Origin of the sequence: Stutzerimonas stutzeri (genome assembly GCF_038561965.1) — a bacterium.
Taxonomy (GTDB): domain Bacteria; phylum Pseudomonadota; class Gammaproteobacteria; order Pseudomonadales; family Pseudomonadaceae; genus Stutzerimonas; species Stutzerimonas stutzeri_AA.
The window spans coordinates 3520646-3544766 of record NZ_CP139348.1; the positions used below are offsets into that span (position 1 = coordinate 3520646).

Genomic DNA, 24121 nt, shown 5'->3' on the forward strand with positions numbered 1-24121 from the left:
CTGGCGGCACGGAACGCTGCAACCTCGCTGCGAAGAGGGACTCTGAAGAGGAGCGACGTGACCTGTCGCGGATCAGCGGAGCCTGAGACGTCACGAGGAACTCGACCATGAGCACTGCCGTAGAGCCCTATCAAGCCGGTGTTTTCGACCTGACCCACAAGCTGACTGTGGAAAAGCACGGTCACACTGCGCTCATCACCATCAACCATCCGCCCGCCAATACCTGGGACCGCGAGTCGCTGATCGGCCTCAAGCAGGTCATCGACCACCTAAATCGCGATGACGATATTTACGCGCTGGTAATCAGCGGCCAAGGCGAGAAATTCTTCAGCGCTGGCGCAGACCTTAAGCTGTTCGCCGACGGCGACCGCAATCGCGCCCGCGAGATGGCCAGACGCTTCGGTGACGCATTCGAAGCGCTGCGCGACTTTCGCGGCGTATCCATCGCTGCAATCAACGGCTTTGCCTTGGGCGGAGGCTTGGAGTGCGCATTGGCCTGTGACCTGCGTATCGTCGAGCAGCAGGCCCAACTGGGGCTGCCTGAAGCATCAGTTGGCCTGCTGCCTTGCGCTGGAGGCACCCAGGCCCTGGCTTGGCTGGTTGGCGAAGGCTGGGCCAAACGCATGATTCTCTGCGGCGAACGCATCACCGCAGAAACGGCAGTGCGTATCGGCCTGGCAGAGCAACTGGTGGAGCCGGGCCAGTCACGCGGCCACGCACTACTGCTCGCATCGCGCGTCGCACGACAGAGCCCGGTGGCCGTCAGGGCAATCAAGCCATTGATCGACGGCGCTCGTCAGCGCCTGCCTAACAACCTTGCGGCAGCCGAGCGCGAGGCGTTTGTCGAACTGTTCGAGGCTGAGGACACCCTAGAAGGCGTCAATGCCTTCCTCGAAAAACGCGAACCCCGCTGGCGTAACCGCTAATCGCCCGGTCACCGAAAGGCCACTAGTATCGGCCACGGACCGTGCCTAAGAGGATGCTGATGAAAGTCACGTTCGACGAGCGCCCGGCACTGCACGGCTTACGGATAGGTATTGCCACCCTGGACGCCGCGCGGCAGCTCAACGCGTTGAGCCTGCCGATGATCGAAGCGTTGCTGGATCACCTTGGTCACTGGGCGAATGACCCCGGCGTCGCCTGCGTGCTATTGCGAGGCAACGGTGCCAAGGCGTTCTGCGCAGGCGGCGACGTTCGCCGGCTGGCCGAGGCCTGCAAAGCAGAGCCTGGTGCAGTACCTGCCCTAGCGGCGCGCTTCTTTGCTGACGAGTACCGCCTCGTTCATCTCATCCACCGCTACCCAAAGCCGCTGATCTGCTGGGGCCACGGCTACGTGATGGGCGGAGGCATGGGGCTGTTACAGAGCGCAGCGGTCCGCATCGTCACGCCGGACAGCCGACTGGCGATGCCGGAAGTCGCCATCGGGCTGCATACCGATGTCGGAGCGAGCTGGTTCCTGCCGCGCCTGCCGGGCAAGCTTGGCCTGTTCGTCGGTCTTACCGGCATCCAGATCAATGCCCGCGACGCGCTGGATACCGGGCTTGCCGACCGTTGCCTGACGAACGAACAACAGCCCGACCTGATCGAAGGGTTGGTGCAGATCAACTGGCAGGAACATACGGCGAGTCAGCTTCACAGCTTGCTGCGAGCCTTGGGCAAGCAGGCTGCCGAGAAGCTACCCGAAGGGCATTTACTCAAAAGACGCGACCGGATAGATGATCTGCTGGATGTCGCCGAGCTGCCTCAGGCATGGCAGGCATTGATTGCTTTGCACGACGATCCTGACCAATTCCTTGCCCAGGCCGCTCGCGGCCTGGGCAACGGTTGCCCGCTGAGTGCTCACCTGGCCTGGCGCCAACAGGAGCGCGGCCGTAAGCAATCATTGCCACAGGCGTTGCAGATGGAATACGCGCTGAGCCTCAACTGCTGCCGTCACCCTGAATTCGCCGAAGGGGTGCGTGCTCGCTTGATAGCAAAGGACAACCAGCCGAACTGGCATTGGCCGGACGTCCACAACATTCCGGCTGCAGTCATCGAGGCGCACTTCGAGCCAACCTGGCGGGGAGCACACCCACTGAAAGAGCTAACCTGATCTCGGCCCCTCAGCGCCGGTAATAATGGTGTCGTCCTCCCCGGTCGTAATGCGGCCGCACCCGATGATCCCGCCCATCCCTGATCAAAGGCGGACGCTGTTGGCGGTGTTCATCTCGCCAATGCCGGGGCCGTTCGACACCGCGGTGTCGATCGTAGTACTGCGGCGGCAGCTGGCTTTGATAGCGCGGCGGCAGGTTGTGCTGATACTGCGGATAGTGGGAGTAAGGGCTGCGCGGATCGTACTGCTGGGGACGGCTTTCCTGGCGATAACTGCGGTTGTAGCCTTGACCGTAGTAACGCGAGCTCTGGTTGGAGTAGCGAGGGCTCTCGGCCTGGAAGACCCATACACCATCGCGGCGATCCGCCTGTGCCGGCAGGCACGCGCCCAGCCCGAGGCAAAGCAGAACAAATAACGAACGAATGCTCATGGATACCACCTCCGATGGTTTCACAGGCTTCGAACCATCAGACCACAACCTCGCCATGACTGCTGAAACAGCAGACAATTGGCACCCATAGCACTTCTGTAGACTCCATCCAGACGTCGCCCAATCACCGCGACGGACTGCCGCAGCTTGTATGGCTGCAGCTGCTTCCCGATAATAGCGGCCCTTTAGCCCCACGGCTCTCGCAGAGCGCGACGGAACGGGACAAATCCTAGATGACCGAACTCGCCCTGATCATGGTTAGCGCCATCCTGGTCAACAATTTCGTACTGGTGCAGTTCCTCGGTCTGTGCCCGTTCATGGGCGTTTCGAAGAAGATCGAAACTGCCATCGGTCTGTCGCTGGCGACTACCTTCGTGCTGACGCTCGCAGCCATGTGCAGCTACCTGGTCCAGCAGTACGTGCTCAAGCCGCTGGATCTGGAGTTCCTGCGCACCATCAGCTTCATCCTGGTGATTGCCGTGACCGTGCAATTCACCGAAATGGTGGTGAACAAGACCAGTCCACTGCTCTACCGCGTGCTCGGCATATTCCTGCCGCTGATCACCACCAACTGCATCGTCCTCGGCGTGGCGCTGTTGAACGCCAACAAAGCCGAGTTCACCTTCCTGACCGCCACCGTCAACGGCTTTGCCGCGGGGCTTGGCTTCTCATTGGTGCTAGTGCTATTCGCCGCCATGCGTGAGCGGATCGCTATTGCCGACGTGCCGAAGTCATTTCAAGGCGCCGCGATCGGTATGGTCACTGCCGGCCTGATGTCGCTGGCGTTTATGGGCTTCACCGGGCTGATCAAGCTATGAGCGCGGTCCTCATCGCCATTCTCGCCCTGCTCGCCCTGTGCCTGCTCGGCGGTGCCATTCTCGGCTTCGCCGCAGTGCGCTTCCGCGTTCAAGGCGACCCGATCGCCGAGCAAATCAATGCCCTGTTGCCCCAGACCCAATGCGGGCAGTGCGGCTATCCGGGCTGCAAGCCCTACGCCGAAGCGATTGCCGGCGGCGACAAGATCAACAAGTGCCCACCGGGTGGCGAAGCGACCATCCAGGCCCTGGCCGACCTGCTCGATGTCGAGGCGGAGCCACTTGATGCCGAAGGTGGCGAGAAGCCACAAATGGTCGCCTACATCCGCGAAGCCGAGTGCATCGGCTGCACCAAGTGCATCCAGGCCTGCCCGGTCGATGCCATCGTCGGCGCCGCGCGACAGATGCACACCGTCATCATTTCCGAATGCACCGGTTGCGATCTGTGTGTCGAGCCCTGTCCGGTCGATTGCATCGACATGATTGAGGTCGGTAGCAACCTGCAGAGTTGGAAGTGGAATCGGCCGCTGGCGCCCGGCCAGCTGATCGCAACTGATCGGGAGCAGGCCGCATGACTTCGTTGAAGATCTGGGACATCCACGGCGGCATTCATCCGCCAGAGCACAAGGAAGTCTCGAACCGCACGCCGATCCAACCGGCACCGCTGCCCAAACGCCTCGTCCTGCCATTGGCCCAGCATTTGGGCGCCCCGGCGGAGCCGTGTGTGACTCTCGGCGAACGGGTGCTCAAGGGTCAGCAGATCGCGAATGCCAGTGGCTTCGTCAGCGCACCACTGCACGCGCCTACGTCAGGGGTGGTCAGCTTCATCGGCCCGCAGCCCTTTCCCCACGTATCGGGCATGCTCGCCAATGCGATCGTCATCGACAGCGACGGCGAAGACAGCTGGGTCGAACTGCATCCGCAGCCGAATTACCGAGATCTCGAGCGCAGCGCATTGCTGGAGCTGATTCGTCAGGCCGGCATCAGCGGCCTTGGCGGCGCGGGCTTCCCCACCGCGGTTAAGCTCAGCCCACCGCCGACCCAGACGATCCGCACACTGATCATCAACGGCACCGAGTGCGAGCCCTACATCACCGCCGACGACCTGTTGATGCGTGAGAAGGCCACCGAGTTGGTGGCGGGCATCGAAATTCTTGCGCACCTCATCCAGCCGCAGGAAGTGCTGATCGGCATCGAGGACAACAAGCCCGAAGCGATTGCCGCCGTACGCGCCGCCATTGGCGAGCGGCCGTTCGTGCTGAAGGTATTCCCAACCAAGTATCCGTCCGGCGGCGAAAAGCAGCTGATCCAGATTCTAACCGGTGAAGAAGTGCCCAGCGGCGGCCTGCCGGCGGACATCGGCATGCTCTGCCAGAACGTCGGCACCTGCGTCGCCGTCCATGATGCTGTGCTGCTCGGCAAGCCGCTCATCTCGCGCGTCACCACCCTCACCGGCGAAGCGCTGGCGCGCCCGATGAACGTCGAGGTGTTGATCGGCACACCGGTAGATGAGTTGCTGGCCTTCGCCGGTCTCAAGCAGAACAGGCTCAACCGCCTGATCATGGGTGGCCCGATGATGGGCTTCACGCTGCCCTCCCTTGAGGTACCGGTGGTCAAGACCACCAACTGTCTGCTGGCCAGCACCCTTGAGGAACTGCCGCCGCCACCGCCGGCGCTGCCTTGCATCCGCTGCGGTGAGTGCGCCGAAGCCTGTCCGGTCAGCCTGCTGCCACAGCAATTGCACTTCTTCGCCCTCGGTCAGGAGCACGAGCAGCTAAAGGCTCATCATCTGTTCGACTGCATCGAATGTGGCGCCTGCGCCTACGTCTGCCCGTCCAGTATCCCGTTGGTGCAGTACTACCGTGCCGCCAAAGGCGAGATTCGCGAACTCGAGCAGAAACACCAGAAAGCCGAACATTCCAAACAACGTTTCGAGCTGCGCCAGGAACGCCTGCGCAGAGCCGAAGAACTGAAGGAAACCGAGCGCAAGGCCCGCGCCGAACGCGCCGCCCGTGCAAAGGCCGCGCAAAGCGAGGCAGGACCTACCACCGTCAAAGCTGATGCGGCCGCCACGACGCAGCCGCAAAAAGCGGGCCTTTCCGAAACGCAGAAGAAACTGAAGATCGAAGCCAGCATGGCCCAGGTCGCCTTGAAGAAGGCCGAAAAGCAGCTCGCCACGCACGACACCGCCGAGCTGCAAGCCCAGGTCCTCGATCTGCGCAAAGCAGCCGAGGCGGCGCAGCAGGCGCTGGATGCCGCCATGCAGGCAGAAGCTGCGCCAGCGACCGCCAAACCAGCCGATGACGAAGCGCTGAAAAAGGCCAAGATCGAAGCTGCCATGCTCAAGGCGCAGATTCGCAAATTGGAAAAGCTCGGGGCGCCGGACGACGAGCAGCAGGCCGAACTCGCCCGTCTGCGCCAGCAGCTAAATGAGGCCGAACAGGCACTGGCTACCGCGCACAGCGCCGCGCCTGCCGCCAAGCCAGCCGATGACGAAGCCCTGAAGAAAGCCAAGATCGAAGCCGCCATGCTCAAGGCGCAGATTCGCAAATTGGAAAAGATCGAGACACCGGATGACGAGCAGCAGGCCGAACTCGCCCGTCTGCGCCAGCAGCTAAATGAGGCCGAACAAGCACTGGCTACCGCGCAGAGCGCCGCGCCTGTCGCCAAGCCAGCCGATGACGAAGCCCTGAAAAAAGCCAAGATCGAAGCCGCCATGCTCAAGGCGCAGATTCGCAAATTGGAAAAGATCGAGACGCCGGACGACGAGCAGCAAGCCGAACTCGCCCGTCTGCGCCAGCAGCTGCATGAGGCCGAACAGGCACTGGCTACTGCGCAGAACGTAGCGCCTACGTCCGCCGCCCAGCCAGCCAATGACGACGCACTGAAGAAAGCCAAGATCGAAGCCGCCATGCTCAAGGCGCAGATTCGCAAATTGGAAAAGATCGAGACACCGGACGACGAGCAGCAAGCCGAACTCGCCCGTCTGCGCCAGCAGCTGCATGAGGCCGAACAGGCACTGGCTACTGCGCAGAACGTAGCGCCTACGTCCGCCGCCCAGCCAGCCAATGACGACGCACTGAAGAAAGCCAAGATCGAACTGGCGATGAAGCGCGCCGAACTGAAGAAAGCCGAGAAAGCTGGCGCCGAGGAGGCTGAACTTGGCCGCCTCCGCGATGCCCTGAGTGCGGCCGAACAAGCCCTGCACGCCGCCGAAAACGCGTCGCAAAAGCCTGCGCCTGAACTGGTGCGGACTAGCAAGCCGGGGATTGATGACCGCCAGCGAGCACTCAAGACTGAGCTCGCCTTTGCCCGCGCCGATCTGCGCAAACTTGAGCGCGACGAAAGCGCGGAGCCAGCGGCAATGGACGCCGCCCGCGCACGATTGAGCGAGGCGGAACGCCTGATGGCGGAATATCAGGGCTCATGAAACTACGGCTCGACACAGCTGCTGCTTTCGTCGCCTGGGTAGCACACCAACAAATTGGATACACGGCGTAGGCTCCCCGACCTACACCCAGACAACGTTTTAGAACCGGAGAGCCAATGGCCCTGCCCCGCATCACCTCGCCCCATGCCAAGGGCCCCAGCCGCACACAGCGCGTTATGCTGCTAGTGCTCGCGGCCACCCTGCCTGGGGTGGTTGTGCTGACCTGGCTTTACGGCGCCGGTACGCTGATCAACCTGGCGTGGGCCTGCGCAGCCGCACTCGGTTTCGAAGCAGCGATTCTGAAGCTGCGCCAGCGCCCGGTAGGCTTCTTTCTCCGCGATGGTAGCGTTCTGGTAACCGCGGTTTTGCTGGCCCTCGCGCTGCCGCCCTACTCACCCTGGTGGCTGACACTGATCGCCACCGGCTGTGCTGTCGTTTTCGGCAAACAGCTTTATGGGGGACTCGGCCAGAACCCCTTCAACCCGGCGATGATTGGCTACGTAGTAGTGCTGATCTCCTTCCCAGTCGAAATGACTACATGGCCCGTACCGCACAGCGTCGGGCTGAGTGCCGGCCTGCAGCACATCCTCGGTATTGCCTCGCTGCCCGATGGCTGGACCCAGGCGACGGCGCTCGACGCCCTGAAAGTGAACAACAGCCTGACCATCGACGAACTGTGGAGTAACCCGGCGTTCGGTCACTTCGGCGGCATCGGTTCGGAAGTCGTGAACCTGGCGTTTCTGGCTGGCGGCCTGTTCCTGTTGCACAAACGGCTGTTCAGCTGGCACGCACCGGTCGGTATGCTCGGCGCCCTGCTGTTGATGAGTCTGGTGTTCTGGAACGGTTCGGGCTCCGATAGCAACGGCTCGCCGCTGTTCCACCTGCTCAGTGGCGCGACCATGCTCGGTGCGTTCTTCATCGTGACCGATCCGGTCAGCAGCGCCACCAGCCCGCGTGGACGCCTTATTTTCGGCGCTGGCGTCGGCATTCTGGTGTACGTCATCCGCGCCTGGGGCGGCTATCCGGACGGCGTCGCCTTCGGCGTCCTGCTGATGAACCTGGCAGCACCCACCATCGATTACTACACCCGCCCGCGCACCTACGGCCACCGCAAGGCCGAGCGCGGCTTCAAGCTGGGCGAATGACCATGATGCTTCCGGAAATCAGCCGTTCAATGCTGAAGAACGCCGCGGTGCTGGGCCTTTTCGCAATCGTCACGGTCGGCGCGGTGACGCTGCTTCAGCAGGGCACCGCCGAACGCATTCAGGCCGCCGAGCGCGCTGCGCAAGTACGCGCGCTTGGCGAGATTCTGCCGGCTGGCAGCTACGACAATCACCTGCTCGATAACAGTGTGCTGATTCAGGACCACCTGCTCGGCAATAGGAGCCCGCTGCCTGCTTATGTCGCGATCAAGGATGGCCGGCCGGCCGCCGTGATCCTCCAGGCCATCGCCCCGGATGGCTACAGCGGCGCCATCCATCTACTGGTGGGCATTCATGTCGATGGCCGCGTCGCCGGCGTCCGTGTCATCGGCCACCGGGAAACTCCCGGCCTGGGTGACAAGATTGAGCTAGCCAAGAGCCCATGGATTCGCAGCTTCGATGGCCGCTCTCTGGATAACCCACAGGATTCGGGCTGGGCGGTAAAGAAGGATCGTGGCGAGTTCGACCAATTCGCGGGGGCCACCATTACCCCGCGTGCAGTCGTCGGCGCTGTGCATCGCGCCCTGCAGTACTTCGATGCGCACAAGGCCGAGCTGCTGGCAACCGACGGTGACTCAGGCGCAGCCGCGACTGGCGATGCTCTGGAAGGCCGCAGCGAGCCAGCCGAGGCGACTGTCCACTCCCGTGCCGGCAGCGCCGCTACCCGCGACGAACTGCATACCACCGAGCCTGATGCCGAGCCGCAAGGGGAACAGCCATGAGTGCACCCAGCTACCGTGAACTGACCGTCAACGGTCTGTGGAAGAACAACCCGGCACTGGTGCAGCTGCTCGGGCTCTGTCCGCTGCTCGGCGTCAGCAACTCGGCCGTCAATGCGCTCGGGCTTGGCCTGGCGACCATGCTGGTACTGACCTGTTCGAACATCGGTGTATCGCTGGTGCGCGGGGTGGTCAATACCGCGGTGCGTCTGCCGGCCTTCGTGATGATCATCGCCGCCCTGACCACCTGCATCGAGCTGTTGATGCAGGCCTTCACCTACGAGCTGTACCAGATTCTCGGCATCTTCATCCCGTTGATCACGACTAACTGCGTCATCCTTGGACGCGCTGACGGTTTCGCAGCCAAACATAATCCGCTCATTGCGGGCTTCGACGGCCTGGTCATGGGCGTAGGCTTCTGCCTCGTGCTGGTAGTGCTCGGCGGCTTGCGCGAACTGTTCGGCACCGGCGCCCTGTTCGCCAATATGCACTTGCTGTTCGGCCCCACCGCCAATAACTGGCAGATCACCCTGTTCAGCGACTACAAGGGCTTTCTACTGGCCATTCTGCCGCCTGGCGCATTCATCGTGCTCGGGCTGCTGATCGCCCTGAAGAATCGTATCGACCAACAGCTCGCAGAGCGCGCCCGCGCAGCGCAACCCGTCGCTCCGGCCGCCAGCCGCCGCGTACGCGTCACTGGCGTGATCGAGTGAGCCTGACTGGATGAACTCCGAAAAACGCCGGGAGATCTTTCGCCGCCTGCACGAAGACAACCCCGAGCCAAAGACCGAGCTTGCATACAGCACACCCTTCGAGTTGCTGATCGCGGTGATCCTCTCAGCCCAGGCCACCGATGTCGGCGTCAACAAGGCCACCGTAAAGCTCTATCCGGTGGCCAACACCCCAGAGGCAATCTATGCGCTCGGCTACGACGGGCTCTGCGAATACATCCGCACCATCGGCTTGTATCCGAGCAAGGCCAAGAACGTCATCGAGACCTGCCGCATCCTGATCGAAAAGCATGGCAGTCAGGTTCCAGATAATCGCGAAGCACTGGAATCCCTCCCCGGCGTGGGCCGCAAGACCGCTAACGTGGTGCTGAACACCGCATTCCGCCAATTCACCATGGCGGTGGATACCCACATTTTTCGGGTCAGCAACCGCACCGGCATCGCCCCAGGCAAGAATGTCCTGGAGGTCGAGCGCAAGTTGATCCGCTTCGTGCCAAAGGATTATCTGCTCGATGCCCACCATTGGTTGATCCTGCACGGACGCTATGTCTGCAAGGCGCGCAAGCCGCAATGTGGCAGCTGCCGGATAGAGGATCTGTGCGAATACAAGCACAAGACTTCCGACGATTGAGTGGGCCAGCGAAAAGCTTGCACCCCGATTGAAAAAAACTTTTTTACCGGCCTCGAAATTGCGGCTATAAGGTGCGCCAAGAGCGCCCCGTAGCCGTGGAGTGAACAAGTGGCCGAGAAAGAAGATATTCAGATAGAAGACGATTTCATCGCCGAAGATGACGACGAGAGCAGCGAAGCGCCCGTCGAGGTCGCCAAGACCAATCTGACCAAACGCCGGATCATCGACAACCTTCTCGAGGAACGCCGCCTGCAAAAGCAGTTGAACGACTTCGACTTCGATTCATAAACGAAAAAGCCCCGAAAGGGGCTTTTTCATATCCGCTTCTCCATGCCCGCCGATCAGTCAGCGCGCTTGGGCGACAGCAACTCGATCTTGTAACCATCCGGGTCCTCAACGAACGCCAGAATGCTGGAACCATGCATCATTGGCCCCGGCTCACGGGTAATCTTGCCACCGCGCGCCCGGATATCTTCGCAGGCCTTGTAGACGTCCTCGACCTCAAGGGCGATATGGCCGTAGCCGTTGCCCAGTTCGTAAGTCTCGACACCCCAGTTATGGGTCAGCTCGATCACGCTGTTGTGCGCCTCGTCACCGTAGCCGACAAACGCCAGGGTGAACTTGCCGTCTGGATAGTCTTTGCGGCGCAACAGGGTCATGCCCAGTACTTCGGTGTAGAAGGCGATGGACTTCTCCATATCGCCGACACGCAGCATGGTATGCAGCAGTCTCATGATTCAAGTCTCCTCGTTCGGCGGCGCTTGTGGCATTGCAGAAAGTACAACCCCGGCACGTGGCCGGGGTCGGTTGGCTCAGGCGCGCCAGCTTATCAGAACTGGGTACGGCCCTTGCCTGCAGCGATGCGCATACGCAGTGCGTTGAGCTTGATGAAGCCGCCCGCGTCCGCTTGGTTGTAGGCGCCGCCGTCCTCTTCGAAAGTCGCAATATTAGCGTCGAACAGCGAATCATCAGACTTGCGGCCGACGACGATGACGTTGCCCTTGTAAAGCTTCAGGCGCACTACGCCGTTCACGTTTACCTGGGAGGCGTCGATCATCTGCTGCAGCATGCTGCGCTCCGGGCTCCACCAGTAGCCGTTGTAGATCAGGCTGGCGTACTTGGGCATCAGCTCGTCTTTCAGGTGCGCGACTTCGCGGTCCAGAGTGATCGACTCGATGGCGCGGTGGGCCTTGAGCATGATGGTGCCGCCGGGCGTCTCGTAGCAGCCGCGGGACTTCATGCCGACGTAGCGGTTCTCGACGATGTCCAGACGGCCGATCCCGTTCTCGCCACCGATGCGGTTCAGCTCGGCCAGTACCTGAGCCGGGGACATGTCCTTACCGTCGATGGCGACGACATCGCCCTTGCGGTAGGTCAGCTCGATATAGGTCGGCGCATCTGGAGCCGCCTCGGGAGAGACAGTCCATTTCCACATATCCTCTTCGTGCTCGGTCCAGGTGTCTTCCAGCACACCGCCCTCGTAGGAGATGTGCAGCAGGTTGGCATCCATGGAGTACGGCGATTTTTTCTTGCCGTGGCGCTCGATCGGGATGGCGTGCTTTTCGGCGTAATCCATCAGTTTCTCGCGCGAAAGCAGATCCCATTCGCGCCAGGGAGCAATCACTTTGACGCCCGGCTTGAGCGCATAGGCGCCCAACTCGAAACGAACCTGATCGTTGCCCTTGCCGGTAGCTCCGTGGGAGATGGCGTCGGCACCGGTTTCGTTGGCGATCTCGATCAGGCGCTTGGCGATCAACGGACGGGCGATGGACGTACCCAGCAGGTATTCGCCTTCGTACACGGTATTGGCGCGGAACATCGGGAAGACGAAATCGCGGACGAACTCTTCGCGCAGGTCATCGATGTAGATTTCCTTGACGCCTAGAGCCTGCGCCTTGGTGCGCGCCGGCTCGACTTCTTCGCCCTGGCCGAGGTCGGCGGTGAAGGTCACCACTTCACAGTTATAGGTGTCTTGCAGCCACTTGAGAATCACCGAGGTGTCCAGGCCACCGGAATAGGCCAGAACTACCTTCTTAACGTCCGCCATGCCATCAGCTCCACGGGTTGTACGGAAAGCCTGCGATTCTACCGGTCATGGGCTGGCTTTTACAGGGGCGCGCCGTTGGGCGGCGCCTCAGATGCCGGCGCGGCGGCAGTCGATGGCGCCGGAGGCGCAACTTCCCGCGCAAGGCGCAAGGTCACTCGGCGATTCTTCGCGCGGTTGGCCTCGCTGCTGTTGGCCACCAACGGATAACGCTCGCCATGAAAGCGCAACGTGATCTGCGCTTCCGGCACTCCGTTGGCGACCAAATATTCCTGCACCGCCAGTGCGCGGCGACGTGACAGATCGCGATTGAGGAGTCGGTTGCCGCTATTGTCGGAGTGGCCGTCCAGTTCGACGCGGTTCACGCTGGGGTCGGCGCGCATGTACTGCAAAATAATGTCGAGCTTGGCGCGGCCCAACGGATCGAGCGCCACGTCGCTGCTGGGAAAGCCGATTTGCGACTGCCGAAGCTGATCGAAGTTGACCGGCAACAGCTTGGCCGTGCAGGCGCGGTAGTCCTCGTAAGCCTTGCCGAAACGCGCCGGCAACAGACGAATCTCCAGCGTATCGCCGCCATGCAGGGTGCGATGCCGCACCACCGGGCTGCGCCCCTCGAGCAGACCGGCAAGCAGCCGTCCGGCCTGCAGCTGAGTACTGTTGAACGGAATCTCGCCTCCGGCTACCGACACCACGCCTAGATTGATGTCGCCGCGGGAAGGCTGCCAGGGTGCAGCGGCCGCAAGCAGGGTCGCCGAACCGGCACCAAGCCAGCGCTCGGGCGAATGAAGACGGAAGACCGCCTGCTCGCCAGCGCGGCGTACAAACTCTCCACTGCCGAACCCCGCGATCGGCTGGCTCAACCGGCACTCGAACTGATCCCCCTCCACCTGCCATTGCACCCGCTCCAGCCGGGTCTGGAATGTCAGGGCGTTGGCCGGTGAAGCGAGCAGGCACAACAGTACGAGGGGGCGCAGGCGCACGATGAACTCCGAGAGGATGCGTATTCCTTCTTGGTATCGGTGCCCTGTCGGCAAACTTGAGCGATTAGCCGCCAGCGACCCGGCTTCGCAGACGAAGGCAAGATGCCGCGCCCGGGCTTTTCCGGTAGCATTCGCGCACGTTTCACCCGCCTGGAAAGCCCGCATGTCCGACCGACTCACCCTGCTGCGCCCCGACGACTGGCACATTCATCTGCGCGATGGCGCCGTTCTGCCTCATACCGTCGCGGATGCTGCTCGCCAGTTCGCCCGCGCCATCATCATGCCGAACCTGGTGCCGCCAGTACGCAACGCTGATGAAGCCGAAGCCTATCGTCAGCGCATTCTCGCGGCCCGGCCGGCGGGCAGTGCTTTCGAGCCGTTGATGGTGCTCTACCTCACCGACAGCACCAGCCCCGACGATATCCGCCGGGCCAAGGCTAGCGGCTTCGTTCATGCAGCGAAGCTCTATCCGGCCGGGGCGACCACCAACTCTGCCTCTGGCGTGACCGCTATCGACAATATCTTCGGTGTGCTGGAAACCATGGCCGAGGTCGGCCTGCCTCTGTTGGTGCATGGTGAAGTCACTCGCAGCGAAATCGATATCTTCGATCGCGAAAAGTATTTCATCGACGAGCAGCTGAGCCGGGTCACCGCGAAGTTCCCGACACTGAGAGTGGTGTTCGAGCACATCACCACCCGCGATGCCGTGGAATTCGTCCAGGCCGCCGGCAGCAACGTCGGCGCCACCATCACAGCCCATCATCTGCTGTACAACCGCAATCACATGCTGGTCGGGGGCATTCGTCCGCACCTGTTCTGTCTGCCGGTGCTCAAGCGCAACGTCCATCAGGAAGCACTGCTGGATGCCGCCACCAGCGGCAGCCCAAAATTCTTCCTTGGCACCGACTCTGCACCGCACGCACAACATGCCAAGGAAGCCGCCTGTGGTTGCGCAGGCTGCTATACCGCCCATGCGGCCATCGAGCTGTACGCCGAAGCCTTCGAGCAGCGTCAGGCACTGGATAAGCTGGAAGCCTTCGCCAGCCATTTCGGCCCGGACTTCTACGGCCTGCCACGCAATACCGCACAGATCACTCTGGTACGCCAAGAGTGGGACGTACCGGCCAATCTGCCATTTGGCGAACAGATCGTCGTACCGCTGCGCGCCGGTGAACGGTTGCACTGGCGTCTGGAGGCAAGCGCATGAGTGAAGAACACTTCGAAGACGAGCTCGAGGAGCATCTGCCCGGCAAAGCTCGTTCGCCTATGGCGCGGCGCTTTCGTGGCTTCTTGCCCGTAGTGATCGACGTGGAATGCGGTGGCTTCAACAGTGCGACGGACGCCCTGCTGGAAATCGCTGCGGTCACCATCGGCATGGACGAACAAGGCCTGCTCTACCCTCAGGACACCCTTTTCTATCGTGTCGAACCGTTCGTCGGCGCCAACATTGAACCCGCTGCACTGGAGTTCACCGGGATCAAGCTTGATCATCCGCTACGCATGGCCGTACCAGAGTCGCAGGCTCTGACCGATATCTTCCGCAGCGTACGCAAGGCGGTGAAATCGGCCGGCTGCAAACGCGCCATTCTGGTGGGTCACAACAGCAGCTTCGACCTCGGCTTCCTCAATGCAGCGATCGCCCGCTGCGAGATCAAGCGAAATCCATTCCACCCCTTCTCCAGCTTCGATACCGCTACCCTCGCCGGCCTCGCCTATGGCCAGACGGTGTTGGCAAAGGCCTGCCAGACTGCCGGTATCGATTTTGACGGGCGCGAAGCACACTCGGCCCGTTATGACACCGAGAAAACCGCGGAGCTGTTCTGCGGCATCGTCAATCGCTGGCGCGAAATGGGCGGTTGGGAAGAATTCGACGAATAATGGACGGCCATTGAAGTAGGCCGGGCGGCGGACTACTTCGAATCTTCAAACTGCCGTCGATGTAAAAAAAGGCCAGTCATTGACTGGCCTTTTTTGTTTAACCGCAGCGTTAAAGCGGCTTGCCGCGGTTGCCGTGCTGCCCGACGAATGCCTGGACGGCTTTTAGCTCATTCGGCAGCACTGTGCAGCGCTCGTCGCGCTCGAACAAATCAGCCAGATGAGCCGGCAACGCAAGCGCCTGGCCAATCCCCGCTTTCTCCACCGCATCCGGGAATTTCACTGGGTGCGCAGTCCCCAGCGTCACCATCGGGATGCTCAGGCTGCGACGGCATTCCCGCCCGGCGTGCACGCCAATGGCGGTATGCGGATCAAGCACCTCGCCGGTTTCCTTGAAGACCTGAGCGATGGTGGCGCAGGTCTTCTCATCATCCACGGCCAGCGAGTCGAACAGCTTGCGCGCTTCGGTCCAGCGTTCCTCTTCCACCGACAGCTTGCCACTGGCGCGGAAGCCATCCAGCAACTCGGCCACAGCCTTGCCATTGCGGCCGTGCAGATCGAATAACAGGCGTTCGAAGTTGGACGACACCATGATGTCCATCGATGGCGACAACGACGCGTGCAGCGTGTCCTTGTCGTAGCGATTGCCGGACATGAAGCGATGCAGGATATCGTTGCGGTTGGTGGCAACGATCAGCTGATTGATCGGCAGCCCCATGTTGCGCGCCAGGTAGCCGGCAAAGATGTCGCCGAAATTGCCGGTCGGTACAGAGAACGCTACCGAACGAGCCGGGCCGCCGAGCTGTAGCGCAGCATGGAAGTAGTAAACGATCTGGGCCATGATCCGCGCCCAGTTGATCGAATTGACCGCCACCAGCCGGGTGCCCTTGAGGAATCCCTGGTCAGCGAAGCTGGCCTTGACCATCTCCTGGCAGTCATCGAAGTTGCCTTCGATGGCGATGTTGTGGATGTTCTCACCAAGGATGGTGGTCATCTGCCGACGCTGCACTTCCGATACGCGCTGATGGGGGTGCAGGATGAAAATGTCGACGTTCTCACAACGACGGCAGCCCTCGATGGCGGCAGAGCCTGTATCGCCAGACGTCGCCCCCATGATGACCACGCGCTCACCACGCTTGGCCAGCACGTAATCGAGCAGGCGGCCAAGCAACTGCAGCGCGAAGTCTTTGAACGCCAGGGTCGGGCCATGGAACAGCTCCAGCACCCACTCGTTGCCATTCAGCTGGCGCAGTGGGGCAATGGCGCTATGGGCAAAGACCCCATATGTCTCCTCCAGGATTCGCTTGAAGTCGGCATCCGGAATACTGCCGGCAACGAACGGGCGCATAACCCGGAAGGCCAGCTCGTGATAAGGCAGGCCGGCCCAGGAGGCGATCTCCTCCATGGTGAAGCGCGGCAGGCTCTCCGGCACGTACAGGCCGCCATCGCTGGCCAGGCCAGCTAGCAGAACGTCTTCGAAATTCAGGGCCGGCGCCTGGCCACGGGTGCTGATGTAACGCATGGTTCAAACCTTCGGTGTTGGCCGCAGCGGCAGGCAGCAGGCAGAACACCCACAGCCGACCAGCGCGCCCGGATTAATTCAGCTGTTCGACGCGAATACGTACGACCTTATCCACCACATCGTCGAGCTTCTCCAGCGCGGCGATGGCGTCATCGATACGCTGCTCGACCACTCGATGGGTAACCAGGATGACCGGAACCAGGCCGTCCTGGACCTCGGCCTCTTTCTGCATGATCGACTCGATGTTGATGCCACGCTCGGAGAGGATGGTCGCGACCTGGGCCAGCACGCCTGGGTGGTCCTTGGCTTGAATGCGCAGGTAATAGGCGCTTTCGCATGCGCTGATCGGCAGAATCGGATGATCGGACAGGGAGTCCGGCTGGAACGCCAGATGCGGCACGCGGTTGTTCGGATCGGTCGTTAGCGCACGGGTGACATCCACGAGATCGGCCACTACCGCCGAGGCGGTCGGCTCCATGCCGGCACCCGCGCCGTAGTAGAGCGTGCTGCCCACGGCGTCTCCATTGACCATCACGGCGTTCATTACGCCGTTGACGTTGGCGATAAGCCGGTCAGCCGGTATCAGCGTCGGATGCACGCGCAGTTCGATGCCCGCATCGGTGCGACGAGCGACGCCCAGGTGCTTGATGCGATAGCCCAAAGCCTCGGCGTAGTTCACGTCAGCCGTGGTCAGCCGCGCGATGCCTTCGGTGTACGCCTTGTCGAACTGCAGCGGAATGCCGAAGGCGATGGAAGCCAGAATGGTCAGTTTGTGCGCCGCATCGATGCCCTCGACATCAAACGTCGGGTCGGCCTCGGCATAACCGAGTTCCTGAGCTTCTTTGAGCACGTCCTCGAAGGTACGGCCTTTTTCGCGCATCTCGGTAAGAATGAAGTTGCCGGTGCCATTGATGATGCCAGCCAGCCAATTGATGCGATTGCCGGCCAGCCCTTCACGGATCGCCTTGATAACCGGGATGCCGCCTGCGACCGAGGCTTCGAAAGCGACGATGACGCCCTTCTCGCAGGCCTTGGCGAAGATCTCGTTGCCGTGCACGGCGATCAGCGCCTTGTTGGCAGTGACCACATGTTTGCCATTCTCGATGGCCTTGAGGACGAGTTCCTTGGCCAGCGTATAGCCGCCGATCAGCTCGACGACAATATCGATCTCGGGATTGTTCACGACATCAAAAATGTCTGCGGTAATGGGTGTGGCACCGGTGTCGCACTTGGCATTCGGATGACGGGTAGCAATCTGCGCAACCTCGATTCCGCGCCCGGCACGGCGGGCAATCTCCTCGGCGTTGCGCTTGAGCACATTGAAGGTACCGCCACCGACGGTTCCCAGCCCACAGATGCCAACTTTCACCGGTTTCAAGCTGAACTCCCCATTCGCAGCGAAACGACCGGACCTGCCGGTCGACAAAAGAGTCGCACATTACGAAGCGAGCAGCTTTTAGTCAATCAGCCAAGGCCAGCCTGGCGCTATGAACCGTTGAGGCCCAGCCGTTGGTGCCATTGCGCAAGCGACTCGTCCGGGTACTCAGAAAAGCAGCGATCATGCTCCTGAACCTGTGGCTCCACCCAGCTGGCCTTGGAGCCCAACATCAGATGCGTGTGCTCCGGCGGCACGGGCAGTTCAGTATCAATGGCGGATGCGAAGGGGTGCATCAGATCGGGCCAGTTTGGATCCCACAACCACAGCGCGCTGGCGCAAACGGCGCAGAAATGTCGACGCCCTTCACTGATGCTAACTTCTCCCGTTTCGGAATCAGTCAACCGCGCCTGGTAGACGGAAACATGCTCGCGACCTTCGACTTGCAAGGTCCGATAGTCGCCGCCGAGATTGATGGCATAGCCACCACCACCCGCCGTTTTGCGGCAGATGGAGCAGTAGCAACGCATGAAAGGATAGGGCTGAGCGCATTCAAGACTGAACCGCACGGCCTGACAGTGACAGGAACCTTCGAGCTTCATCGCGACCTACCTTGTTCAAACCTGAGGATTAACAAGGTAGGTCGCCCGGAGCCAGCAAGCGTGCTCAGGCCTAGGCTATCGGACCAATGGCTCCGTGCCCGTCACTCAGCAGCGAGCGCGACCTCAGCCAGCTGCGCTGCCGGCTGATAGCCGGGAATCATTTGTCCGTTGGCAAGAACGATGGCCGGAGTGCCCTGCACACCGATCATCTGGCCCAACTGATATTGCTTGGCAATAGGCGTTTCACAGCTGGCCGCCGGCAACTCCTCACGGGCCTTGGCCTTGTTCATCGCGTCCTGCCGGTCTTCGGCGCACCATACGCTGGTCAGCGTATTGGCTCCATGGCTACCCATACCCTGCCGCGGGAATGCCACATAGCGCACTTCCACGCCAAGACGGTTCAATTGCGGCACTTCGCTGTGCAGCTTCTGGCAATAGCCACAGTCGGTATCAGTAAACACAGTGATATGCGTCTTGGGTGCCTTGGGTGCAAACACCACCATTTCACTCGCCGGGATCGCATTGATCTGCTTGGCAACAGACTTGCTCTGTGCCTGCTCGGTCAGGTTAACGGCCTGACCATTCTGGAACTGATACAGATAGCCCTGAATGATGAACTGACCATCGGCGCTGGCATACAGCTGTCGGCCGCCCTCCAATTGGACCTGGTAAACGCCCGGCATCGGGCTTTCGGCAACGGCCTCGATAGGCATGTCCGGCTGGATTTTCTGCAGGGCCTGACGAATCGCCTGATCGGGATCGGCGGCCATTACAACAGTGCTGGCCAGGCCTACGGCGGCGGCAGCGAACAAACGAATCACGCCCATGGAAACTCCTGGCAGCGACGATCAAAGGAAGGCGCAAAGACTACCATAGCCATACTGCGCAAACTGCTAGCGGCTTCTCCGACAGGCGCAGCCAGACCCCACCAAATGGTATTACGGCCAAGCCAGCCAGGGGATGCACTACCCGCGAGGATGATGCTCCGCATGCAGCTCCTGCAGGCGCGCACGCGCGATGTGGGTATAGATCTGGGTGGTCGAGAGATCGCTGTGGCCGAGCAGCATTTGCACGGTTCGCAGATCCGCGCCATGGTTGAGCAGATGCGTGGCAAAGGCGTGGCGCAAGGTATGCGGCGAAATTGACGTAGCGATGCTCGCGACCTTGGCGTGCAGCTTGATCCGATGCCAGAACGTCTGACGCGTCATCTGATCGCCACGCTGACTGGGAAACAGCACATCGCTGGCCTTGCCAGCGAGCAAATGCTCACGCCCCTCGCGCTGATAGCGCTCCAGCCAGTGCAATGCCTCATCACCCAGCGGCACCAGGCGCTCCTTGTTGCCCTTACCGAACGTGCGCAGCACGCCTTGGCGCATGCTGACCTGCTCGAGCGTCAAACTGATCAGTTCGGTCACGCGCAAACCGCAGGCATAGAGCACCTCGAGCATGGCTCTATCACGTAGCCCTAGCGGATCGCCAATATCTGGCGCCGCCAGCAGTGCCTCGACATCGGTTTCGGACAGGGCCTTGGGCAATGGACGCCCAAGCCGGGGCAGATCCACCCGCAACGTAGGATCAACCGCGATCTCACCTTCGCGCAGCAGGTAGCGATAGAAGCCTCTCAAGCCGGAGAGGAAACGTGCGGTAGAGCGTGCTTTGTAACCGTTGTTCAGGCGCCATGCGAGATGATCGAGAATGATCTCGCGACCGGCGACGGCAAGCCCAACGTCCCGCTCGCCCAACCAGCCATTGAACAGCGCAAGGTCGCTGCGATAGGCCTCACGACTATTGTCGGCCAGCCCCTTTTCCAGCCAGAGGGCATCGAGGTACCGGTCGATAACGGGATCATCAAGTGCAGGCATTACAGTTCAATGAGACGGAAAGACAGCAGTCTTTCACAATGGACGCCAGCGAAGCCAGATTCCAACGGGCATCGGGGCGAAATAGCCTGAAACTAAGCCGCAATCACTGTCGCCGGCAATACTTTCATCCAGAAACGAAAAAAGCAGCCCGCAGGCTGCTTTTTCATTCGGAAATGCGGTCTTAGACCAGCTTTTCCTTGATGCGGGCGGCCTTACCGGACAGCGCGCGGAGGTAGTACAGCTTGGCCTTGCGCACGTCGCCGCGACGCTTGACGCTGATGCTGTCGACCATCGGGCTGTAGCTCTGGAAGGTACGCTCGACGCCAACACCATTGGAAATCTTGCGAACGGTGAACGCACTGTTCAGGCCGCGGTTACGCTTGCCGATCACAACGCCTTCGAAGGCCTGCAGACGCTGACGCTCGCCTTCCTTTACCTTTACCTGAACGATAACGGTGTCACCCGGCGCGAACGGCGGGATTTCTTTGGTCATTTGCTCGGCTTCGAGCTGCTGAATGATCTTGTTGGTCATGCTGTGCTCCAAAGGTCAACCCACCGGGTTGCCATCGATACGTTAACTATCGTCCCGCTGGCGGATGTATTCCGCCAGCAGCTTCTGTTCTTCCCCAGAAAGCGAGCGGCTATCCAGAAGATCGGCGCGTCGCTCCCAGGTCCTTCCAAGGGACTGCTGTAAGCGCCAGCGCCGGATGTGTTCATGGTTGCCACTGAGCAGCACCTCAGGAACACATTTACCCGCATACACCTCAGGTCGCGTGTAATGCGGACAGTCGAGCAGGCCGTCAGTAAACGAATCCTCCTCGGCGGAACCAGCATGACCCAGGGCGCCCGGAAGCAGCCTAGTCACGGCGTCAATCAGCACCATTGCCGGCAGCTCGCCACCGGACAACACGTAATCACCGATCGACCATTCCTCATCTACGTGCGCCTCAATGAAGCGCTCGTCGATACCTTCGTAACGACCGGCGATAAGGATAAGCGCATCCCCCTTCGCCATCTCGCTAACGTCAGCCTGTTTCAGCTGACGCCCTTGCGGCGACAGGTAGATCACCTTCGCCGTCTCGCCCGCGGCTTGTTTGGCATCAGCCAAGGCACGCTCGAGCGGTTTGATCTTCATCACCATGCCTGGACCCCCGCCGAATGGGCGGTCGTCCACTGTCTGGTGGCGGTCTTCGGTGTAGCTTCTGGGGTTCCAGCAGTTCAACTGCAACAACCCCTGCTTCACTGCACGACTGGTAATCCCATAGTCACAAATCGCTGCGAACATATCGGGAAACAGGCTGATGACCTCAACGCGCAAAGCGGCCATGCCGTTCAGAAATCCGCGTCCCAATCGACCTGCATCTCGCCTACTTCCAAATCGATCTTCAACACGCACTGATCGGTATAAGGCAGCAGACGCTCACGATCATCCAGGCTGCCAGCACAAGGCTTTACAACCAAAACGTCGTTAGCTCCGGTTTCGAGTAGATGATCGACCTGGCCGAGCAACTGCGCGGTCTGGTTGATAACTTTCAAACCCTGGAGCTGATACCAGTAGAACTCACCGTCGTCCAAGGCGGGCAATTCGTTACGACGGATGCAGATATCGAAATCAGCGTAGGTACGCGCGACTTCGCGATCATCCAAGCCCTCGAGCGTTGCCACCAGAATCTTTCCCTGGAGGCGCCCCTTGACCAACTCAACCTGTTTGACCTCTTCGCCTCGCCTTAGCGTCCAGCGTCGATACTCCAGCAGGTTGTCGATAGGATCGGTAAAGGAATAGACCTTCACGTCACCGCGCACGCCATGCACCGAAACGATCTTGCCAATGACAACCAAGTCATCGGCCGGAGCAGACGTTGCGTTCATGCGATTCAGGCAGCGGCCTTGGCAGCTTCCTTCAGCAGCTGAGCAACACGCTCAGACGGCTGTGCGCCCTGGCTCAGCCAGTAGGTGGCGCGCTCCTGGTTTACAGAAAGCTTCACTTCCGCACCAGCGGCGATCGGGTTGAAGAAACCGATGCGCTCGACGAAGCGACCATCACGCGGATTGCGGCTGTTGGTCACGGTCAGGTGATAGAAAGGGCGCTTCTTGGAGCCGCCACGGGCGAGACGAATAGTTACCATGTGAACATCGTTCCTGTAGTCGGTGCTAACTTAGGGCACACACTTACTTAAAATGGGCCTAGGCCCGAAAGGCCGCACATTTTAAGGAATGCCGGGGATTTTGCAAACTCTTTTACCAAAGCGCCAGGACTGCTCAGGGCCGTGCCTGGCGCCAAGCGGTCAATGACTTTATCACCGCCCTGCCGCCGTACTGCAGTCATTTTAAAACTTTGGCATGCCACCGCCGGGAAGCATCCCGCCCATGCCGCGCATCATCTTGGCCATGCCACCCTTGCCGGTGACCTTTTTCATCATCTTCTGCATCTGCTTGTGCTGCTTGATAAGGCGGCCGATGTCCTGCACCTGAGTACCGGAGCCGAGGGCGATTCGACGCTTGCGTGAACCGCTAATGATGTCGGGATTACGCCGCTCAGCGGGGGTCATCGAGTTGATGATCGCCTCCATCTGCTTGAACTGCTTCTCCGCCGCGCCCTGGGCGTGACCCATCTGCGACAGATTGACGCCCCCGATCGACGGCAGCTTGTCCATCAGCCCACCAAGACCACCCATGTTCTTCATTTGCTGCAGCTGATCGCGAAAGTCTTCGAGGTCGAAACCCTTGCCCTTCTTCAGCTTTTTGGTGAGCTTCTCGGCCTTCTCGCGATCAAGGGTCTGCTCGGCCTGCTCGATGAGACTGAGCACATCACCCATGCCAAGAATGCGCGACGCAATGCGGTCCGGATGGAAAGGCTCCAGGGCGTCGCTCTTCTCGCCCATGCCGAGAAACTTGATCGGCTTGCCCGTCACGTGCCGCACGGACAATGCCGCGCCGCCACGGGCGTCACCGTCGACTTTGGTCAGCACGACACCCGTCAGCGGCAGCGCCTCGCCAAAGGCACGAGCGGTATTCGCTGCGTCCTGACCGGTCATTGCGTCAACGACGAACAGCGTCTCAGCCGGATTGATCGCGGCATGAACGGCCTGAATCTCGGCCATCATCTCGGCATCGATCGCCAGTCGCCCGGCCGTATCCACCAACACCACGTCGATAAATTTGAGCTTGGCTTCGCGAATCGCCGCCTGAGCAATATCCACCGGCTTCTGGCTGATATCGGACGGGAAGAAGGTAACCCCGACTTCAGCCGCCAGCGTCTCGAGCTGCTTGATGGCGGCCGGACGGTACACGTCTGCAGAAACCACCAGCACCGTCTTCTTCTTGCGCTCCTTGAGGAAGCGCGCCAGCTTGCCCACGGTAGTGGTCTTACCTGCACCCTGCAGACCCGCCATCAGCACCACGGCCGGAGGAGTGACCTGAAGCGCCAAGTCCTCGTTGGCTGCACCCATCAATTCTTCCAGCTCGGCGCGAACGATCTTCACGAACGCCTGACCGGGCGTCAGACTCTTCGACACCTCAGTGCCGACGGCGCGCTCTTTGACCCGATTGACGAACTCCTTGACCACCGGCAGCGCGACATCGGCCTCTAGCAGCGCCATTCGCACTTCACGCAGGGTGTCCTTGATGTTGTCCTCGGTCAGCTTGGCCTTGCCGGTGACATGGCGAAGCGTTTGTGAGAGGCGGTCGGTTAGGTTTTCGAACATGAGCCATTCCACGCTGGATGTGCTGAAGGATGAGATTATAGAAGGTGCAGGTGCCTCGCCGGTACCCCGCCTGCATCGCTTTTCGTTTTGAGCTGGCTTGCCGCCGT

The 24121-nt window shown here is 60.9% G+C and carries 26 protein-coding genes; 12 read left to right on the forward strand and 14 right to left on the reverse strand.

Annotated features, from left to right (window positions below):
* The first annotated feature begins 107 nt into the window (after positions 1-107).
* Together SM130_RS16130 and SM130_RS16135 are read left to right on the forward strand one after the other, a co-directional pair.
* Complete coding sequence (locus SM130_RS16130) at positions 108-926, forward strand: enoyl-CoA hydratase (RefSeq protein WP_102825046.1); 819 nt, start codon at positions 108-110, stop codon at positions 924-926.
* 59 nt (positions 927-985) lie between these two features.
* Positions 986-2092 carry an enoyl-CoA hydratase/isomerase family protein gene (locus SM130_RS16135; RefSeq protein WP_102825045.1) on the forward strand — a complete coding sequence of 369 codons (1107 nt, stop codon included), beginning with the start codon at positions 986-988 and terminating at the stop codon, positions 2090-2092.
* Positions 2093-2102: 10 nt separating this feature from the next.
* Here SM130_RS16135 and SM130_RS16140 read toward each other — a convergent pair whose 3' ends face one another.
* A complete protein-coding gene (locus SM130_RS16140) occupies positions 2103-2522 on the reverse strand; it encodes a hypothetical protein (protein ID WP_102825044.1) in 420 nt (139 codons plus the stop codon).
* A gap of 233 nt (positions 2523-2755) precedes the next feature.
* Here SM130_RS16140 and rsxA point away from each other — a divergent pair, with 233 nt between their 5' ends.
* The 8 genes from rsxA (at position 2756) to SM130_RS16180 (ending at position 10338) form a co-directional block, all read left to right on the forward strand.
* Positions 2756-3340 carry an electron transport complex subunit RsxA gene (rsxA, locus tag SM130_RS16145; RefSeq protein WP_003282096.1) on the forward strand — a complete coding sequence of 195 codons (585 nt, stop codon included), beginning with the start codon at positions 2756-2758 and terminating at the stop codon, positions 3338-3340.
* Entirely contained in the window at positions 3337-3912 is a 576-nt protein-coding gene (gene rsxB, locus SM130_RS16150) for an electron transport complex subunit RsxB (protein ID WP_102825043.1), read from the forward strand. Before rsxA ends, rsxB begins: the two co-directional genes overlap by 4 nt.
* Positions 3909-6767, forward strand: a complete 2859-nt coding sequence (gene rsxC, locus SM130_RS16155) for an electron transport complex subunit RsxC (RefSeq protein ID WP_102825042.1) — start codon at positions 3909-3911, stop codon at positions 6765-6767. Before rsxB ends, rsxC begins: the two co-directional genes overlap by 4 nt.
* A 116-nt stretch (positions 6768-6883) precedes the next feature.
* Positions 6884-7912: an RnfABCDGE type electron transport complex subunit D gene (locus tag SM130_RS16160; protein ID WP_102825041.1), complete on the forward strand. Its 1029-nt coding sequence runs from the start codon at positions 6884-6886 to the stop codon at positions 7910-7912.
* Between the two features lie 2 nt (positions 7913-7914).
* Positions 7915-8691, forward strand: coding sequence for an electron transport complex subunit RsxG (rsxG, locus tag SM130_RS16165; RefSeq protein WP_102825418.1), 777 nt, complete (start codon positions 7915-7917; stop codon positions 8689-8691).
* The gene (locus SM130_RS16170; RefSeq protein ID WP_102825040.1) at positions 8688-9401 is read left to right on the forward strand and encodes an electron transport complex subunit E; all 714 of its coding nucleotides are present in this window, start codon (positions 8688-8690) and stop codon (positions 9399-9401) included. The genes rsxG and SM130_RS16170 overlap by 4 nt, the downstream gene beginning before the upstream one ends.
* 10 nt (positions 9402-9411) lie before the next feature.
* Positions 9412-10050, forward strand: a complete 639-nt coding sequence (gene nth / locus SM130_RS16175; RefSeq protein ID WP_102825039.1) for an endonuclease III — start codon at positions 9412-9414, stop codon at positions 10048-10050.
* Positions 10051-10158: 108 nt separating this feature from the next.
* The gene (locus SM130_RS16180; RefSeq protein ID WP_102825038.1) at positions 10159-10338 is read left to right on the forward strand and encodes a PA3496 family putative envelope integrity protein; all 180 of its coding nucleotides are present in this window, start codon (positions 10159-10161) and stop codon (positions 10336-10338) included.
* A gap of 53 nt (positions 10339-10391) precedes the next feature.
* On the opposite strand, the gene gloA is transcribed toward SM130_RS16180, so the two are convergent.
* The 3 genes from gloA to SM130_RS16195 all read right to left on the reverse strand — a co-directional run bounded on the left by gloA (position 10392) and on the right by SM130_RS16195 (position 13074).
* Entirely contained in the window at positions 10392-10784 is a 393-nt protein-coding gene (gloA, locus tag SM130_RS16185; RefSeq protein ID WP_003282968.1) for a lactoylglutathione lyase, read from the reverse strand.
* A 95-nt stretch (positions 10785-10879) separates the two neighbouring features.
* Positions 10880-12097 (reverse strand): argininosuccinate synthase, encoded by a 1218-nt coding sequence (locus SM130_RS16190; RefSeq protein WP_102825037.1) that lies wholly within the window; start codon positions 12095-12097, stop codon positions 10880-10882.
* Between the two features lie 59 nt (positions 12098-12156).
* Positions 12157-13074, reverse strand: a complete 918-nt coding sequence (locus SM130_RS16195; protein ID WP_102825036.1) for a flagellar protein MotY — start codon at positions 13072-13074, stop codon at positions 12157-12159.
* A gap of 163 nt (positions 13075-13237) precedes the next feature.
* Between SM130_RS16195 and pyrC the strand changes: the two genes are divergently transcribed.
* Both pyrC and rnt read left to right on the forward strand, forming a co-directional pair.
* Positions 13238-14281: a dihydroorotase gene (gene pyrC / locus SM130_RS16200; RefSeq protein WP_102825035.1), complete on the forward strand. Its 1044-nt coding sequence runs from the start codon at positions 13238-13240 to the stop codon at positions 14279-14281.
* Complete coding sequence (gene rnt / locus SM130_RS16205; protein WP_102825034.1) at positions 14278-14952, forward strand: ribonuclease T; 675 nt, start codon at positions 14278-14280, stop codon at positions 14950-14952. Before pyrC ends, rnt begins: the two co-directional genes overlap by 4 nt.
* Before the next feature lie 109 nt (positions 14953-15061).
* On the opposite strand, the gene thrC is transcribed toward rnt, so the two are convergent.
* From thrC to ffh, 10 genes are all read right to left on the reverse strand, one after another.
* Positions 15062-16471 (reverse strand): threonine synthase, encoded by a 1410-nt coding sequence (gene thrC / locus SM130_RS16210; protein ID WP_102825033.1) that lies wholly within the window; start codon positions 16469-16471, stop codon positions 15062-15064.
* A gap of 73 nt (positions 16472-16544) precedes the next feature.
* Positions 16545-17849 carry a homoserine dehydrogenase gene (locus SM130_RS16215; RefSeq protein ID WP_102825032.1) on the reverse strand — a complete coding sequence of 435 codons (1305 nt, stop codon included), beginning with the start codon at positions 17847-17849 and terminating at the stop codon, positions 16545-16547.
* 107 nt (positions 17850-17956) lie between these two features.
* A complete protein-coding gene (locus SM130_RS16220; protein ID WP_102825031.1) occupies positions 17957-18448 on the reverse strand; it encodes a GFA family protein in 492 nt (163 codons plus the stop codon).
* A gap of 101 nt (positions 18449-18549) precedes the next feature.
* Positions 18550-19275: a disulfide isomerase DsbC N-terminal domain-containing protein gene (locus tag SM130_RS16225; RefSeq protein ID WP_102825030.1), complete on the reverse strand. Its 726-nt coding sequence runs from the start codon at positions 19273-19275 to the stop codon at positions 18550-18552.
* 138 nt (positions 19276-19413) lie between these two features.
* Entirely contained in the window at positions 19414-20310 is an 897-nt protein-coding gene (xerD, locus tag SM130_RS16230) for a site-specific tyrosine recombinase XerD (protein ID WP_102825029.1), read from the reverse strand.
* 181 nt (positions 20311-20491) lie between these two features.
* Positions 20492-20842 (reverse strand): 50S ribosomal protein L19, encoded by a 351-nt coding sequence (rplS, locus tag SM130_RS16235; RefSeq protein WP_015277862.1) that lies wholly within the window; start codon positions 20840-20842, stop codon positions 20492-20494.
* Positions 20843-20884: 42 nt separating this feature from the next.
* On the reverse strand, positions 20885-21637 hold the full coding sequence (gene trmD / locus SM130_RS16240) for a tRNA (guanosine(37)-N1)-methyltransferase TrmD (RefSeq protein WP_102825028.1): 753 nt from the start codon (positions 21635-21637) through the stop codon (positions 20885-20887).
* 5 nt (positions 21638-21642) lie between these two features.
* Positions 21643-22179 carry a ribosome maturation factor RimM gene (gene rimM, locus SM130_RS16245; protein WP_102825027.1) on the reverse strand — a complete coding sequence of 179 codons (537 nt, stop codon included), beginning with the start codon at positions 22177-22179 and terminating at the stop codon, positions 21643-21645.
* Positions 22180-22184: 5 nt separating this feature from the next.
* A complete protein-coding gene (gene rpsP / locus SM130_RS16250; RefSeq protein WP_102825026.1) occupies positions 22185-22436 on the reverse strand; it encodes a 30S ribosomal protein S16 in 252 nt (83 codons plus the stop codon).
* A gap of 201 nt (positions 22437-22637) precedes the next feature.
* Complete coding sequence (gene ffh, locus SM130_RS16255; RefSeq protein WP_102825025.1) at positions 22638-24014, reverse strand: signal recognition particle protein; 1377 nt, start codon at positions 24012-24014, stop codon at positions 22638-22640.
* Positions 24015-24121 lie beyond the last annotated feature (107 nt).

Bases quoted from the DNA above. Each gene is read 5' to 3' on its own strand.
- SM130_RS16130 (WP_102825046.1), top strand. From the start codon at position 108: ATGAGCACTGCCGTAGAGCCCTATCAAGCCGGTGTTTTCGACCTGACC.
- SM130_RS16135 (WP_102825045.1), top strand. From the start codon at position 986: ATGAAAGTCACGTTCGACGAGCGCCCGGCACTGCACGGCTTACGGATA.
- SM130_RS16140 (WP_102825044.1), bottom strand. From the start codon at position 2,522: ATGAGCATTCGTTCGTTATTTGTTCTGCTTTGCCTCGGGCTGGGCGCG.
- rsxA (WP_003282096.1), top strand. From the start codon at position 2,756: ATGACCGAACTCGCCCTGATCATGGTTAGCGCCATCCTGGTCAACAAT.
- rsxB (WP_102825043.1), top strand. From the start codon at position 3,337: ATGAGCGCGGTCCTCATCGCCATTCTCGCCCTGCTCGCCCTGTGCCTG.
- rsxC (WP_102825042.1), top strand. From the start codon at position 3,909: ATGACTTCGTTGAAGATCTGGGACATCCACGGCGGCATTCATCCGCCA.
- SM130_RS16160 (WP_102825041.1), top strand. From the start codon at position 6,884: ATGGCCCTGCCCCGCATCACCTCGCCCCATGCCAAGGGCCCCAGCCGC.
- rsxG (WP_102825418.1), top strand. From the start codon at position 7,915: ATGATGCTTCCGGAAATCAGCCGTTCAATGCTGAAGAACGCCGCGGTG.
- SM130_RS16170 (WP_102825040.1), top strand. From the start codon at position 8,688: ATGAGTGCACCCAGCTACCGTGAACTGACCGTCAACGGTCTGTGGAAG.
- nth (WP_102825039.1), top strand. From the start codon at position 9,412: ATGAACTCCGAAAAACGCCGGGAGATCTTTCGCCGCCTGCACGAAGAC.
- gloA (WP_003282968.1), bottom strand. From the start codon at position 10,784: ATGAGACTGCTGCATACCATGCTGCGTGTCGGCGATATGGAGAAGTCC.
- SM130_RS16190 (WP_102825037.1), bottom strand. From the start codon at position 12,097: ATGGCGGACGTTAAGAAGGTAGTTCTGGCCTATTCCGGTGGCCTGGAC.
- pyrC (WP_102825035.1), top strand. From the start codon at position 13,238: ATGTCCGACCGACTCACCCTGCTGCGCCCCGACGACTGGCACATTCAT.
- rnt (WP_102825034.1), top strand. From the start codon at position 14,278: ATGAGTGAAGAACACTTCGAAGACGAGCTCGAGGAGCATCTGCCCGGC.
- thrC (WP_102825033.1), bottom strand. From the start codon at position 16,471: ATGCGTTACATCAGCACCCGTGGCCAGGCGCCGGCCCTGAATTTCGAA.
- SM130_RS16220 (WP_102825031.1), bottom strand. From the start codon at position 18,448: ATGAAGCTCGAAGGTTCCTGTCACTGTCAGGCCGTGCGGTTCAGTCTT.
- SM130_RS16225 (WP_102825030.1), bottom strand. From the start codon at position 19,275: ATGGGCGTGATTCGTTTGTTCGCTGCCGCCGCCGTAGGCCTGGCCAGC.
- xerD (WP_102825029.1), bottom strand. From the start codon at position 20,310: ATGCCTGCACTTGATGATCCCGTTATCGACCGGTACCTCGATGCCCTC.
- rplS (WP_015277862.1), bottom strand. From the start codon at position 20,842: ATGACCAACAAGATCATTCAGCAGCTCGAAGCCGAGCAAATGACCAAA.
- trmD (WP_102825028.1), bottom strand. From the start codon at position 21,637: ATGGCCGCTTTGCGCGTTGAGGTCATCAGCCTGTTTCCCGATATGTTC.
- rimM (WP_102825027.1), bottom strand. From the start codon at position 22,179: ATGAACGCAACGTCTGCTCCGGCCGATGACTTGGTTGTCATTGGCAAG.
- rpsP (WP_102825026.1), bottom strand. From the start codon at position 22,436: ATGGTAACTATTCGTCTCGCCCGTGGCGGCTCCAAGAAGCGCCCTTTC.
- ffh (WP_102825025.1), bottom strand. From the start codon at position 24,014: ATGTTCGAAAACCTAACCGACCGCCTCTCACAAACGCTTCGCCATGTC.